Raw genomic sequence first — 13,110 nt, 5'->3', positions numbered from 1 at the left:
TATAAGTACAAAATCCACAAGAAAATAGTATCATTATTAAAGCGGTTACGCAAACTAAAATTTCCTTTTTCCAATATATTTGGCAATATTGTATAGCGAAGTTCGCGCTTTCCCGTGCTTGAGGCCTTCCAATTGATGAAAGCTCTTCTGCAAATAGCGGTCACTAATATTCATCGACTGTTCGATTGCTCTTGATTTTTTAATTTCATAAATAATCGGTTTGATTTCTTCAGCAGTTGTTTGATTATTGATTTTGACAATTTTTTTTCTTAATTCCTCATTTTGCATGGCAAACAAAACAGGAAGGGTAATGTTTCCTTGAAGTAAATCGCTCCCAACTGGTTTTCCAAGCTCTTCTTCCGTAGAGATAAAATCTAAAAGATCGTCAATAATTTGATACGAAATTCCAACATAATAACCGTACAAATAAAGCTTTTTACAAACGGATTCTGGAGCGCCGGAGGCAAGAGCGCCCAATTGGCAGCTGACAGCAATTAATAAAGCTGTTTTTCTTTTAATTCGTTTGACATACGTCCGATAAGACTGATCAAAATTGTATTTATCGTTGATTTGTTCGATTTCTCCTAAACAGAGTTCAACAAGAGCTTTCGAAAGAACTCGGTGAATAAGCGGCTCGTCCAGCTCTGTTATGATTTCAAGAGCCCGTGCGAATAAGTAATCTCCAACATACATGGCAATGCGATTGTCCCATTTTGCATTAACTGTTGGTTTTCCTCTTCGCAGCTCAGCATTGTCGATGACGTCATCGTGTACCAATGAGGCGCTGTGAATCAGCTCTAAAGCGACGGCAACCGGTTTCATACGGTCAATGTTATAATCTCCGAACATTCCTGACAACAATACAAAAACAGGGCGAATCCGTTTTCCCCCTGCTTGAAGAAGATGAATCCCGGCTTCACGTATTAACGGATCTTTTGTTTGTACGGAAGACAGCAATTCATTTTCAATCACTTCAAGGTCTTTTGTTAAAAAGGAATAGAATGATTTTAACTTCATTTATTTCACCTTTGTTTCCAATTTCGGTTTATAACCTAAGTGCATTGCTGCAACACCGCCTGTAAATGGCTTCACTTCTACATTTATAAAACCAGTTTGCTCGAACATTTTTTTCAGCTCTTTCATGCCAGGAAATTGACGCGCGGACTCCTGCAGCCAAGAATATTCTTCATAGCTTTTAGCAAATATCTTGCCGAATAAAGGCATGATAAAGCGAAAATAAAAATAGTAAAGCTGTTTGAAGCCAATCAAGGTCGGCTGTGATGTCTCCAAACAAACTACCATTCCTCCGGGTTTCAATACGCGGTACATTTCCGATAGAACCTGCATATAATCAGGAACATTTCTGAGGCCAAACCCGATGGTCACATAATCAAACTCGTTTTCAGGAAACGGCAAATCCATCGCATTGCCGTGAATAAATGAAATATTGGAAAATTGTCTTTCCTTTGCCTTTTCCTCACCGATGCTTAACATATTTTGGCTAAAATCAAGTCCTATGACCTTTCCGTTTTGCCCGACTGCTTCCCCGAGCGCAAGCGTCCAGTCCCCCGTTCCGCAGCAAACATCGAGTGCGTAGGAACCTTTTTTCACATTCATTCTCCGCATCGTTTCTTTTCGCCATGCAATATGACGATTAAAGCTGATCACAGAATTCATCCGGTCATAATTTTTATAAATTTTTTCAAATACGCGGTGCACACGTTCTTCTTTCGATTGCTGCATTTTTCAACCTTCCTCCACTATCATATGCGAAAACCGTAATACATGAATTCGGTTCATAATAAATTGTTTTACGGCAGGCGAATATTTCAGACTTTTTTCCAACAGTTTATTAATTTCCCAGAAATAATGATTGCAGCATTCTATGAAAGTTCCAACTAAATCAATCGGGCTTTTAGATTTCTTTTGAAATTGTGTTAAAACGGACTGGCTATTTTTATCGTATTTATGTTTTTCTTCACATAAACGTTTATATGTTAAATATGTTTTGGAAATTTCCGGCCACGTCTCAATTTGAAAATGCTCTCCGATCCGTTGAAATAACGCGGTTTCCACAATGACGATGCTTTCGACTATTGCTTCAATCGACTGGCAGCTTCGGTCGTAAAGACGAATTTTATGCTCATTAATTTCTTTAATCGCGGTTGCAAGCGCACGAACCATTTTCAAGTCTTGAATTTCAGAAAGAATAAAATAATATAGTCCGCTGAAATAATCACCTGCAATGACATTTAATTGTCTTTCAACAAAAAGCTTCTTATTTTCACATTCCGTTGTCGTTACTAAATCATGGGTATCAAGGGCTGATTGAACAAGCATGGCGGTCACAACATATTTTTCCTTCTTTTCATCTGCTATTTCCGCTTCTTCAAAAAGCGCGTAAAACAATAGCAGCTTGTCTTCATCAATTACAGGCTTTTGAATATATTGTTTAAGCACAGGATGTGAAAAATATTGGTCTAGCGAACGTTTTATTTGCTCCAGCTTTTGATAGATTTCCATCATTATCACCCTTGTCCCCCATATATCTCTATACTAACATTTACAAATTTTATTATATCATAACCACATTTTTTCATTAGGCTTTGTCGAAAAAGTAAATGCAGAAATCCTGCTTATTTTCTCTCGCCGCTCTCAATCTCTCCATAGCTTGTTTGAATAAGCGCCTTGCCGCGAATTTTAATGGCAGAAGTGTGTTCCGTAAATTGAGCAATCATTACTTCTCCTTTATCAAGCTTTTCGGAATGGTGGAACCTAGTATCGGAACCTCTTGTCAAACCAATCACATTGACGCCATCTTCAATTGCTTTAATAACCACATAATCATTTTGATTCGGATTCATCTATCAACACCTACCGTTTATTTTTTTATTAATGACAGCACTTCGCTTCTTGCCGCAGCATCATTCAAAAAACATCCTCTGACTGCTGACGTTACAGTGATTGATCCAGGCTTTTTCACTCCGCGCATTGTCATGCACATATGCTCCGCTTCAACAACAACCATCACACCGTGAGGATCCAATGATTCGACTATGCTGTCGGCAATCGTTGATGTAATCCGTTCTTGCAGCTGTGGTTTTTTTACAACCGCTTCAACAGCGCGGGCTAGTTTGCTTAGTCCAGTCACTTTGCCGCCTTTTGGTATGTATGCAATATGTACTTTACCGAAAAAAGGAACTAGATGGTGTTCGCACATTGAAAAAAATTGAATATCCTTTACTAAAACAAGCTCTTCATGATCCTCTTCAAATACGGTTTGAAAATATTCTTTAGGATCCTGATTTATACCTGAAAAAATTTCCTCATACATATTGGCAACCCGCTTAGGTGTATCAGCCAATCCTTCCCTATTAGGATCCTCCCCTATAGCTTCTATAATTAAACGTACTGCCTGTTCTATTTGCTCTTTATTAATTTTTGGCATACTCGGCTCCTCCTATTGTCATTCATTCATACCGATTCTAGCACAATTAATGAAAAAAAAGCAAAATGAAGCTTCCTTTCCCGCAAATAGAACAGAAATCTTTTCAATAAAACCTTTGAACAATCTCGCCTAAATAGGAAAAGCCCCAAAAAGGGGCTTATTCTGTGAAGAAATGCAGCGAGCATATGTAGTCGCTACTCATTTCTTAATTGTGTGCGTTCATTTCATTACTTGCCAGCAACTGCATCTTTAAGAGCTTTGCCTGGTTTAAACGCAGGCACTTTGCTTGCCGGAATTTCAATTTCTTCACCAGTTTGAGGATTGCGACCTTTGCGCGCTGAACGCTCACGCACTTCAAAGTTTCCAAAACCGATGAGTTGAACTTTGTCACCTTTTTTCAAAGATTCTAAAATTGTATCGAAAACAGCATCTACAGCTTTCGTTGCATCCTTTTTGGATAATTCGCTAGCTTCTGCTACAGCGTTGATTAATTCTGTTTTGTTCATTTAATGTTTCACCTCCTCCCAAAAAAGTTTCATGAAAATCCAGCTATTATACATTTCTTCACAGCTTTTAAGAATTCTATACATGCAACAACAAGAAGTTGGTGACTAGCTTATCATAAATGAAACAATATTTCATTTCAACAGTTTTTCATTTTCAAATTGGTTGCAAAGGATGATTCATCCTTATGAGAGAAGAATTTCTGTAAAAAGATTATCATAACAATAATGGCAGAATCAAGCACAATTCTATTAATTTCAGTCATTTTTCAATCGATTTGGCAAAAAGTTCGCCAAAACAATATAGGGAGACTGCATGAGCAGTCAACCCTTCCATCATTTGAAAACGCAGCTCCCACATATTTCCGTTTTCAAAGCGCCGAATTCTTTTTCTTTTCGTATGTTTAAAATCCCGGCTGCCGCTTGTTTTATCCGATCTTCTTCTTCCTTCAGGTTCTTGGAAATAAAAATGTTTCAACCCTTTTCTTCCCCGCTATGAAATGCTTCTTTAATCACTTTTTCGGAAATCACTATTCTGCCCTCCCCTTTTATTTTGTATAGCATATGTGTCTTTACATTAATTCGTTTGGACCTTTAAATCGTTAAAAAAATGTGCGTTTGCCAACAGTGGCATGTTTTATCCACATTCATACTATTTAAATGAAAAACAGTAAAAAGAGGGATCAAATGGAAAAAGACTTGGAGAAAATTTCCTTATACATTCATCCGAAAGATTTGCTTTTTTTACAAAAAAATAAATGGGATGAAGACGGAGTTCCCGGCATGGTTTATTTAGGGAAGAAGAAGATCGATGCGGATATAATGTATCGTGGCTCTCATACTAGAAAAGCGAAAAAAAATCTTTTTTTATAAAATATTACCGTCCTTCACAATACAATAACGAAAAGGAATTTCATTTAAATGCGGAATATTTTGATCCTTCACTGATTCGCAATAAGCTTTCTTATTATTTTTTCGACCGTATAGGAGTATACGTCCCCGAAACAAAATTCACCCTTTTATCGATCAATAGAATCCATCAAGGCATTTATTTACGCCTTGAATCCGTCAATGAAGATTTTTTAGCAAAAAGAAAACTGCCTAAAGGCCCAATTTTTTATGCAATAGATGGTGATGCTAATTTTTCGTTATACAGCGATTTAGACCAAAAGGTAAAAAAAAGCTTATCACAAGGATATGAGCTAAAATACGGGGAAAATGACGATTTTAGTAAGTTCGAACAATTTATTTATTTTGTTAATACAAGCAATTCGTCCCAATTTTCTGAAGAAATTGAACAATATTTAGACGTGGAGCAATATTAAAATGGCTGACAGGTGTTATTTGCACACAAAATTACGATGGTTTTGTTCACAATTACGCACTTTACTTACATGGAGAAACAAGCCGTTTTCATATTATTCCCTGGGATTACGATGCGACATGGGGAATTGATGTCAACGGAGAAAAAATTCGACATGACTATGTTCGGGTAGAAGGATTTAACACTTTAACGGCAAGGCTGCTAGACGCCCAAAAGTATAAAAAACTTTACCAACAACTTTTATATGACACTATACAACATCAATTTACGGTAAAAAATTTGATAGATGCTGTATACGGTTATTATGAACAAGTGAAAAAGTTTATTAGCAAAGATCCTTATTTCCAATATACCCTTGACGAATTTAATCAACAGCCTTCACAAATTCTCGATTTTATCTCGAAAAGAAATCAATTTATCGCTTCACATTTAATGTTTTAGCAAGTTGAACGACGCAAATAGGCGATCGCTTATTTTTCATGAATTGGGTAAATGTACTGTTGCTTTCTCCCATTTTGAACGTATAAATACATTATGATTGACCTGTATGGTTGAATGCCAAGGGAGGTTAAAGAAAATGACTGCAGCTGGAGAAAAATTTTATCAATATGTAAAGTCGCTTGTTGGAAAAATGATTAAGGTGAATAGAGGCGGTCCTGAAAGCAAAAGCGGTTTGCTTGCTTGATGTAAAAACTGATTATTTGGCCCTCTATTTATTCGAATCAAACAATGTTGTTTACTACCAATTGAAACACATTAAAAGCATTACAGAAAATTCTAAGACAAATTTCAAACCTTTACGACTGGAAGATGTTGGACAAAACGCTTCGAAAAGCGACAGCTTCCGCCACCTAATGAAATTATTTCAGTACGAATACCTTCAAATTAACCAAGGCGGCCCTGAAGCAATGAGCGGGAAGTTATTAGATGTAACAAATCATTATGCTGTTCTCTACAAAGATGATCAGGTGATCTATCTCAATTTGGAGCATATTAAAAGCTTCTCATTAAACAAAAGCAAAAACGCTGAAGAAAAGGAAACCGTCCGCTATTTGAAAGTAAAAACATTTGATGAAATACTCAATTATTTTATTCATAAATGGGTTTCCATTAATTTGGGAGGACCGGAAGCGCTCGAAGGTGTTCTGTCATACAGCGGAAATGGGACATTCATTTTAATTAACAAAGAAGAAGTCATTCGAATTCAGCCGTTCCACGTTCGAAGCATTTTTGAAGGTTCCCGTGATCAGAAAAAAAATGAGAACAAACAAACTGAAAAAAAAGATCGATCCGATCGTGATAAAAGAACTTCAACGGAAAAAGATTCTAAAAGCGGACAAAGCACGTACGAGATTGAGCATAAAAACACTTACTCACACTCAGAACGTCATGTTAGAACCGATGATCTTGATAGAAGGACTAAACGGTCAATGCCAGATGATAGAAGAAGAGCTTCGAATGCCTATATAGAAAGAGCAGAGATACAGTTGCAATCAATGCCGCATCCTGAAAAAGTAGTCAAAACTGTCCACTATCGTTGGAAAGGTTAGCTAGCGTCTCCGCCATCAAATTCCCCCTCTGTTTTTGTTTCAGTGTTTCAAAGAAAGGAGGCATTGAAGTTTTGAGATTTTCTGAACTTATTGACGAACAAGTAAAAGCAGAAATAAGCGGCAAAAACGAAATTATCGGAATTTTAGTTGACGAAGGATTAGATGTGATCGTGCTTTATAATGGTTATAAATATATATATATTCCTCTTCTACATTTACACAGTTTGGAAAAATATGATGACGAAAATCCGATTAAATACGATCACAAAACGATTAAACCAATGTTTATTGAGGAAGATTCCATTTCCTACCGAAAAATATTAATCAATGCTAAAGGAATGTTTGTTGAAATATATGTAACTGGAAATAAAGCTTTACACGGTTATATTACATCTGTCTTAACTGACTACTTTGTTTTTTATTCCCCTGTGTTTAAATATGTTTTAGTGTCTTTTCAGCATTTAAAATGGCTCATTCCATATCAAAACACAACAACGCCATACTCGTTAAACGAACATGAATTGCCAGTGGTGCCCGCCATGATCACCGTTAACCGCACCTTTGAGGAACAATTAAAAAAATTCATCAACAAATTAGTTGTATTTGATCTTGGGGAAAAACAAGGAAAAATCGGAGTGATAAAGTCTGTTCAGCAAAACTTCGTCGAATTGGTAACAGCTGAAAGCCACACGGTGTTTTTAAAAATTTCCCATATAAAAACAGTGCACGTTCCGTAAACGCTTCCGCCTTCTTAAATACGTTTCACCTAAACCGTTGCTTCAATTTATGAAAAAAATGGGGTGAAGCACACCCCATTTTTTAACATTATACAAACAAAAGCTTGATCCAATAGTATAAACAGAACATCGTAAATATTAATGTTGGCGGAATGACAACAAATGTTACTTTCACATATTTTCCCCAGCCGATTTTCATTCCGTTCTCTTTTAAAATGTGCATCCATAAGAGCGTCGCTAACGTACCGATCGGAAGCAGCAATGAGCCGATATCACTGCCGATGATGCTTGCTAAATAAGCTGTTTTTAACGTGATTTCGTCCAATCCGAAATTTGTAAGCACCATTGAACCGATCATTAATGCCGGGTGATTATTAAAGATATTGGATAAAACAGTGATCAGTCCGCCCATCCAAAAAATTCCGCTTGCTACATCTGTCATCAACGGCTTTAACAGCTGAAGGAAAAAAGTAACTAATCCGATATTTTTCAAGCCATAAACGATGATGTACATGGAAAAAGCAAACAGAAATACTGACCATGGTGCTTTCATTAAAACATCGATTGGACTTAAACGAAGCTTATACCATCGCACCGTTAATAAAACGATTGAACCAAACAGAGCCACAAGCCCTATCGAGATTTCGAAAAGTGAAGCGACAAACAGACTGATTCGAACAACGATCACAAACATCAACATTTTCATCATCATACTTGTCTTCTCTTTAAAAACTTTTGGCAACAATTTAGGCTTCAAAGGATGATACGATTGGATGAAAAAGTTCTCATCTTTTGGCACGTTTATCACCCTTTTTGGAATGTCTTTATAAAAAACGAAAAAGAGCAAACTGACCATTAGCAACAACCCGGTCACAGTAGGTGCGAAAATCATTGCCGTATGCATGTATAAATCCATTCCTACAATCTTTAATGCGATCAGATTTACAATGTTGCTGACACCAATTGGCGCGCTTGAAGCGGTGGCAACCAGCGCTCCACTTAGAAGGTACGGAATTTTTTCGTGATGTTTTAAACGAAGGTGATGAAGAAGTAGCAGTAAAATAGGAGTCGTAATTAAAATGCTTCCGTCATTATTAAATATGACAGTCATGAAAAAACAGAGAAGATTCGTATATCAAAACAATCGGATTCCAGATCCGTTAGCTTTAAATGCCAACTGATGAGCACACCATTCGAAAAAACGAAAGCTTTCCAGAACGATTGCCATAACAATCGTTGCGATAATCGTAACAGAAGCTTCTGTTACATTTAAAGCAATTTCCGACAATTCTTGAAAGCTGATTCCCCCAACGAATAATATGATAAGTGCCCCAATTGTTGCTGGAAATGCTTCATTTACTCCGCGGGGGCGCCAAAAAATCAAGATCATCGTTATGAAAAACACGAATAAAATCACTAAATCGCGGTCAACTAGCAAACTATTTCCCTTCTTCCTTACCGTCAGGTTCTTTTTAAATATCCACCATGGTTTCTATCACTCCTTATCACCTGTACTATATAAATATGTGTCTAACAATATCTCTGCCATCTATCAACAACCCATTTTCTATTAAATCCGCAAAAAACTATCTACTATTATCTCGGAAATCGATTCACTTGTCGGTTTTTTCGCTAAGTTGTTTAACCTTTTAAAAAAAATGATGTGTCTTTTCAAAGGCCGGAAAACGCAGGGCAGAACTTCTTGTCAAAAAAAAAAAACAGGGCTCACTCGTTTGCCCCTTGTGAAAAAAACAACGGCCAAAAAACCGTTGTTTTTGACCTTTTGATCTTTTATAATATGATTGCTATGAGCCCGCCTGACCCCTCGTTGATGATTCTTTCCAATGTTTCTTTTAATTTGTAGCGGGCATTTTCAGGCATCAACGACAATTTTGCTTGTATTCCTTCTCTGACGATCGAGCTTAAGCTTCTTCCGAATATATCGGAATTCCATATGGACAAAGGATTTTCTTCAAAATCTTGCATTAAATAACGCACAAGCTCTTCACTTTGTTTTTCTGTGCCAATGATCGGCGCAAATTCAGATTCAACATCTACTTTAATCATATGAATGGAAGGTGCGACTGCTTTGAGCCGGACGCCGAATCTCGATCCTTGGCGGATAATTTCCGGTTCATCCAGACTCATATCTGATAAAGCCGGTGCTGCTATGCCGTAACCTGTCTGTTTTACCATTTTTAAAGCATCGGCTACTTGATCGTATTCCGCCTTAGCGTGTGCAAAATTTTGCATGAGCTCAAGCAGATGATCCTTCCCGCGTATTTCAACACCGACAACTTCTTTTAAAATTTGATCGTACAGCTCATCCGGCGCAAACAAATCGATCTCCGCAATCCCTTGGCCCATTTGAATACCAGCTAGTCCAGCCCGCTCAATAAAATCATACTCACTGAACTGCTGGACAACTTGATTGACATCACGCAGACGTTTGATATCTTTTACTGTTTCTTTCACCGTTTCTTGATAGCTCGTGCGAAGCCAATGATCTTCTCTCAGCACCATCACCCAGCTGGGCAAATTCACATTGACTTCCAAGACAGGAAATTCGAAAAGCGCTTCTCTCAATACATTCGTTACATCAATTTCCCTCATGCTTTCCACGCTCATAGCAAGAACTGGAATATCATATTTTTCATTTAATTCTTTTCTTAAAGCCTCCGTATCCGGATGATGAGGATGCACAGAATTAATAATCATAATAAATGGTTTTCCGACTTCTTTTAACTCTTCAATTACTCGTTCTTCCGCTTCTACGTAATCTTTTCTAGGAATTTCGCCAATTGAACCGTCTGTTGTGACGACTACACCAATTGTTGAGTGGTCTTGAATAACCTTGCGGGTGCCAATTTCCGCTGCTTCATGAAACGGGATCGGCTCCTCATACCATGGAGTGTTGATCATTCTCGGCCCATTTTCATCTTCGTATCCCTTTGCACCAGGCACTGTATATCCTACGCAATCTACTAATCTTATATTGACATCAAGGCCTTCATCAACATGGACGGTGACCGCTTGATTCGGGACAAACTTTGGCTCCGTTGTCATAATGGTTTTGCCTGCTGCGCTCTGAGGGAGCTCATCTTGAGCACGTGCTTTATCCGCTTCATTTTCAATATTGGGAAGAACAACTAATTCCATAAACTTTTTTATGAATGTTGATTTACCAGTTCTAACTGCACCAACGACCCCTAGATAAATATCGCCGCCAGTTCGCTCTGCAATGTCTTTGAAAATATCTACCTTTTCCAAGTGATTCCCTCCCGACTTTCAAGTCTTATAACATCCATACATTTACAATTCTTTAGTCATTACATATTTATGATGTTGTCCTATCTAGTTATGACTGTAAAAAAAGAATTTCTTCCAAAAAGAAAAGAACCTTTCTCTTAAATTGTATTCTTAAGAAAAAGGTTCATGACTTATTTTATTAAAAATACCGGTTCATTTTTTTCATTCACAGTATATGGAAGGGAAAATGCAGGGACAAACGGAGAGTTTTCTACTAGCAAATGACGGATATCTTCCCCCTCTTTGAATGATCTTTTTGATTCCTTTATGGCACGGTATAAATCTAAGCTGTAATCAACGTAAACTTCTCGATTGTTGTCGATCACAAGCGGAAGATTTTCCCCTGAGTACGGACTCTTCACATGAGGAGGCTCTTTTAATCCTAGCTTTTTATAGTTCAGTGTAAATACATTTTTCGCTATTTGCTTTTCATAAGGAGGATATTCATGAGCATTGATCCTCATCTTTAGTTCACGGATCGCCTCTGCTATTCGTAAATCGATCAGCTTTACGGTTGGATTTTTTTCCACATCGACTAAAACATATAAGTAAATGCCTCCATTTTCAAACGCGGTGCCAGGGGGCTCAGGCAAATATTCAGGAATCAACAGATTGAAATCAATAGGGTATTTTTCATAAATAGGCGTTGATTTGTCTCTCGTTTTAATCGGCAAAAGCCCTTCCGTATCAGCTTTATATTGTTCTACTGCTTTTTGCACGGATTGTATTTGCGCTTCATAAGGTATTTCATTTTTATGTAATCGTTCTTCTGGGTATAAACATCCAGATAAAAGCAAAACAAACATGATAGAGATGAAAGATTTCATTATGCTTTTCTTGTTCATCCTCGTCTTCCTCACTTTGCCTACTCGCTTGTCGGTCCGGAAAAGACTACGAAAAAAATGATAATTCCTGCTAAAATCATAAAAAAATAAGCAATCACTGCTGTGATAGATTTCAAAAATCCTTTTAGTTTAAAACGGCTCAAGTATATGGAAAAGACCGCGATAAACATAAAGGCCATCGCTGTGAGAGCAATCCACATTTTCATTAGACCTTCTGACATTGTGATCCACTCCTTCTATTCCTACCAATCATTTTAACATATGCTCTTTTTCACGCAATTGTTTTCCATATAAGAATCGAATTCAAAAAAAAACTGAAGCAGCTGGGAAATGTGCTACAGTTCTTCATTTCGATTTTCTAATATGTTCACAAGATCTTCCATTTCATGCGTTTTAACTCTCGCCATAAGCTCTTCGACTGCTTCTTTCGGATCTTTTTCGTGAAACAGCACTTCATAAAGGACATTGGCAATCGGCATTTTTACTGAATATTTTTCAGAAAGCTGTTTAGCTGCTTTTGTTGTTCTTACTCCTTCGACAACCATTCCCATGCTTTCTAAAACTTCATCTAGTTTTTTGCCCTTTCCTAGCAAATGGCCGGCACGCCAATTGCGGGAATGCACACTTGTGCAAGTGACAATTAAGTCGCCGATTCCGGCAAGACCAGAAAACGTTAATGGATTGGCACCCATTTTACATCCTAATCTTGAAATTTCCGCCAATCCTCTAGTTATTAAAGCAGCCTTCGCATTGTCCCCGTATCCAAGGCCATCGCTGATTCCGGCAGCTAAAGCAATAATGTTTTTCAGCGCTCCTCCAATTTCAACCCCGATTATATCCGGATTCGTATACACACGAAAATAACGGTTAATAAATAAATCTTGAACAAATTTTGCTGCTTGAATATTTTTGCTCGCAGAAGTCACTGTTGTCGGCTGTCTCAAAGACACTTCTTCCGCATGGCTTGGACCTGATAATACAACTACGTCCTTCAAAAGGTGAGGAGGCATTTCTTCTTCAATAATTTCGGAAATTCTTTTTAATGAACCCGGCTCAATCCCTTTTGAAACATGGACAATTAAAATCGGCCGATCAATGGCTTCTCTTAATTGACTCAGCACTTCTCTTATCGCTTTTGTCGGGACTGCCAAGACAATCGTTTCCACATTTTCAACCGCATCCTTTAAGGAATAAAATCCGGTTAAATTGTCCGGCAATGGGACATTTGGCAAATATTTCTCATTTTTTTTTGTACGATTGATCGCTTCTATATGTTCTTTCCGATGTCCCCAAAGATGCACTTCATGACCATTGTCGCAAAGAACAATTGCAAGCGCTGTTCCCCAGCTTCCAGCTCCCAATATTGCCACCTTCGCCAAATTACTCACTTCCTT

Annotated in this window: 16 protein-coding genes and 1 pseudogene; 5 read left to right on the top strand and 12 right to left on the bottom strand. The window is 37.6% G+C overall.

Annotation, left to right across the window (positions count from 1 at the left end; genetic code table 11):
• Positions 1 to 54: 54 nt before the first annotated feature.
• From hepT to NSQ94_RS07305, 7 genes are all read right to left on the bottom strand, one after another.
• Positions 55 to 1,017 carry a heptaprenyl diphosphate synthase component II gene (gene hepT, locus NSQ94_RS07335; RefSeq protein WP_311066277.1) on the bottom strand — a complete coding sequence of 321 codons (963 nt, stop codon included), beginning with the start codon at positions 1,015 to 1,017 and terminating at the stop codon, positions 55 to 57.
• Positions 1,018 to 1,743 (bottom strand): demethylmenaquinone methyltransferase, encoded by a 726-nt coding sequence (locus NSQ94_RS07330; protein ID WP_063388587.1) that lies wholly within the window; start codon positions 1,741 to 1,743, stop codon positions 1,018 to 1,020. It abuts the gene before it with no gap.
• Between the two features lie 3 nt (positions 1,744 to 1,746).
• The gene (locus NSQ94_RS07325) at positions 1,747 to 2,526 is read right to left on the bottom strand and encodes a heptaprenyl diphosphate synthase component 1 (RefSeq protein WP_066251950.1); all 780 of its coding nucleotides are present in this window, start codon (positions 2,524 to 2,526) and stop codon (positions 1,747 to 1,749) included.
• Positions 2,527 to 2,636: 110 nt separating this feature from the next.
• Positions 2,637 to 2,864 carry a trp RNA-binding attenuation protein MtrB gene (gene mtrB, locus NSQ94_RS07320; protein WP_063388589.1) on the bottom strand — a complete coding sequence of 76 codons (228 nt, stop codon included), beginning with the start codon at positions 2,862 to 2,864 and terminating at the stop codon, positions 2,637 to 2,639.
• 17 nt (positions 2,865 to 2,881) lie between these two features.
• Positions 2,882 to 3,448, bottom strand: coding sequence for a GTP cyclohydrolase I FolE (folE, locus tag NSQ94_RS07315; protein WP_066251953.1), 567 nt, complete (start codon positions 3,446 to 3,448; stop codon positions 2,882 to 2,884).
• 227 nt (positions 3,449 to 3,675) lie between these two features.
• Positions 3,676 to 3,954: a non-specific DNA-binding protein Hbs gene (gene hbs, locus NSQ94_RS07310; protein WP_063388591.1), complete on the bottom strand. Its 279-nt coding sequence runs from the start codon at positions 3,952 to 3,954 to the stop codon at positions 3,676 to 3,678.
• 259 nt (positions 3,955 to 4,213) lie between these two features.
• Entirely contained in the window at positions 4,214 to 4,429 is a 216-nt protein-coding gene (locus tag NSQ94_RS07305) for a hypothetical protein (RefSeq protein WP_066251957.1), read from the bottom strand.
• A gap of 209 nt (positions 4,430 to 4,638) precedes the next feature.
• Between NSQ94_RS07305 and NSQ94_RS07300 the strand changes: the two genes are divergently transcribed.
• The 5 genes from NSQ94_RS07300 to NSQ94_RS07280 all read left to right on the top strand — a co-directional run bounded on the left by NSQ94_RS07300 (position 4,639) and on the right by NSQ94_RS07280 (position 7,562).
• Positions 4,639 to 4,824, top strand: a complete 186-nt coding sequence (locus NSQ94_RS07300) for a hypothetical protein (RefSeq protein WP_327848142.1) — start codon at positions 4,639 to 4,641, stop codon at positions 4,822 to 4,824.
• The gene (locus NSQ94_RS07295) at positions 4,821 to 5,276 is read left to right on the top strand and encodes a CotH kinase family protein (protein ID WP_327859061.1); all 456 of its coding nucleotides are present in this window, start codon (positions 4,821 to 4,823) and stop codon (positions 5,274 to 5,276) included. The genes NSQ94_RS07300 and NSQ94_RS07295 overlap by 4 nt, the downstream gene beginning before the upstream one ends.
• Positions 5,252 to 5,716: a CotH kinase family protein gene (locus NSQ94_RS07290; protein ID WP_327859060.1), complete on the top strand. Its 465-nt coding sequence runs from the start codon at positions 5,252 to 5,254 to the stop codon at positions 5,714 to 5,716. Before NSQ94_RS07295 ends, NSQ94_RS07290 begins: the two co-directional genes overlap by 25 nt.
• A gap of 467 nt (positions 5,717 to 6,183) precedes the next feature.
• On the top strand, positions 6,184 to 6,825 hold the full coding sequence (locus tag NSQ94_RS07285; protein WP_133309195.1) for a hypothetical protein: 642 nt from the start codon (positions 6,184 to 6,186) through the stop codon (positions 6,823 to 6,825).
• A 62-nt stretch (positions 6,826 to 6,887) separates the two neighbouring features.
• Positions 6,888 to 7,562 (top strand): hypothetical protein, encoded by a 675-nt coding sequence (locus tag NSQ94_RS07280; protein ID WP_066251994.1) that lies wholly within the window; start codon positions 6,888 to 6,890, stop codon positions 7,560 to 7,562.
• Between the two features lie 88 nt (positions 7,563 to 7,650).
• On the opposite strand, the pseudogene NSQ94_RS07275 reads toward NSQ94_RS07280, so the two are convergent.
• From NSQ94_RS07275 to NSQ94_RS07255, 5 genes and pseudogenes are all read right to left on the bottom strand, one after another.
• Positions 7,651 to 8,952: pseudogene (locus tag NSQ94_RS07275) on the bottom strand (arsenic transporter).
• A gap of 401 nt (positions 8,953 to 9,353) precedes the next feature.
• Positions 9,354 to 10,832, bottom strand: a complete 1,479-nt coding sequence (gene spoIVA, locus NSQ94_RS07270; protein ID WP_063388595.1) for a stage IV sporulation protein A — start codon at positions 10,830 to 10,832, stop codon at positions 9,354 to 9,356.
• Positions 10,833 to 11,002: 170 nt separating this feature from the next.
• On the bottom strand, positions 11,003 to 11,716 hold the full coding sequence (locus NSQ94_RS07265) for a hypothetical protein (protein ID WP_082829632.1): 714 nt from the start codon (positions 11,714 to 11,716) through the stop codon (positions 11,003 to 11,005).
• Between the two features lie 20 nt (positions 11,717 to 11,736).
• Positions 11,737 to 11,937 (bottom strand): DUF2768 domain-containing protein, encoded by a 201-nt coding sequence (locus tag NSQ94_RS07260; protein WP_063388596.1) that lies wholly within the window; start codon positions 11,935 to 11,937, stop codon positions 11,737 to 11,739.
• A gap of 114 nt (positions 11,938 to 12,051) precedes the next feature.
• Positions 12,052 to 13,095 (bottom strand): NAD(P)H-dependent glycerol-3-phosphate dehydrogenase, encoded by a 1,044-nt coding sequence (locus tag NSQ94_RS07255; RefSeq protein WP_339230456.1) that lies wholly within the window; start codon positions 13,093 to 13,095, stop codon positions 12,052 to 12,054.
• Between the last annotated feature and the right edge of the window lie 15 nt (positions 13,096 to 13,110).

The organism is Aeribacillus sp. FSL K6-2833 (genome assembly GCF_037965815.1).
GTDB classification, from domain to species: Bacteria; Bacillota; Bacilli; order Bacillales; family Aeribacillaceae; genus Aeribacillus; species Aeribacillus composti.
This window is presented reverse-complemented; position numbering and strand designations above follow the sequence as displayed.

Excerpts from the sequence above, each read along its gene's own strand:
- NSQ94_RS07300 (WP_327848142.1), top strand. The coding sequence starts at position 4,639 with ATGGAAAAAGACTTGGAGAAAATTTCCTTATACATTCATCCGAAAGAT.
- NSQ94_RS07265 (WP_082829632.1), bottom strand. The coding sequence starts at position 11,716 with ATGAACAAGAAAAGCATAATGAAATCTTTCATCTCTATCATGTTTGTT.
- NSQ94_RS07260 (WP_063388596.1), bottom strand. The coding sequence starts at position 11,937 with ATGTCAGAAGGTCTAATGAAAATGTGGATTGCTCTCACAGCGATGGCC.
- NSQ94_RS07325 (WP_066251950.1), bottom strand. The coding sequence starts at position 2,526 with ATGATGGAAATCTATCAAAAGCTGGAGCAAATAAAACGTTCGCTAGAC.
- folE (WP_066251953.1), bottom strand. The coding sequence starts at position 3,448 with ATGCCAAAAATTAATAAAGAGCAAATAGAACAGGCAGTACGTTTAATT.
- NSQ94_RS07285 (WP_133309195.1), top strand. The coding sequence starts at position 6,184 with ATGAGCGGGAAGTTATTAGATGTAACAAATCATTATGCTGTTCTCTAC.
- hepT (WP_311066277.1), bottom strand. The coding sequence starts at position 1,017 with ATGAAGTTAAAATCATTCTATTCCTTTTTAACAAAAGACCTTGAAGTG.
- hbs (WP_063388591.1), bottom strand. The coding sequence starts at position 3,954 with ATGAACAAAACAGAATTAATCAACGCTGTAGCAGAAGCTAGCGAATTA.
- mtrB (WP_063388589.1), bottom strand. The coding sequence starts at position 2,864 with ATGAATCCGAATCAAAATGATTATGTGGTTATTAAAGCAATTGAAGAT.
- NSQ94_RS07330 (WP_063388587.1), bottom strand. The coding sequence starts at position 1,743 with ATGCAGCAATCGAAAGAAGAACGTGTGCACCGCGTATTTGAAAAAATT.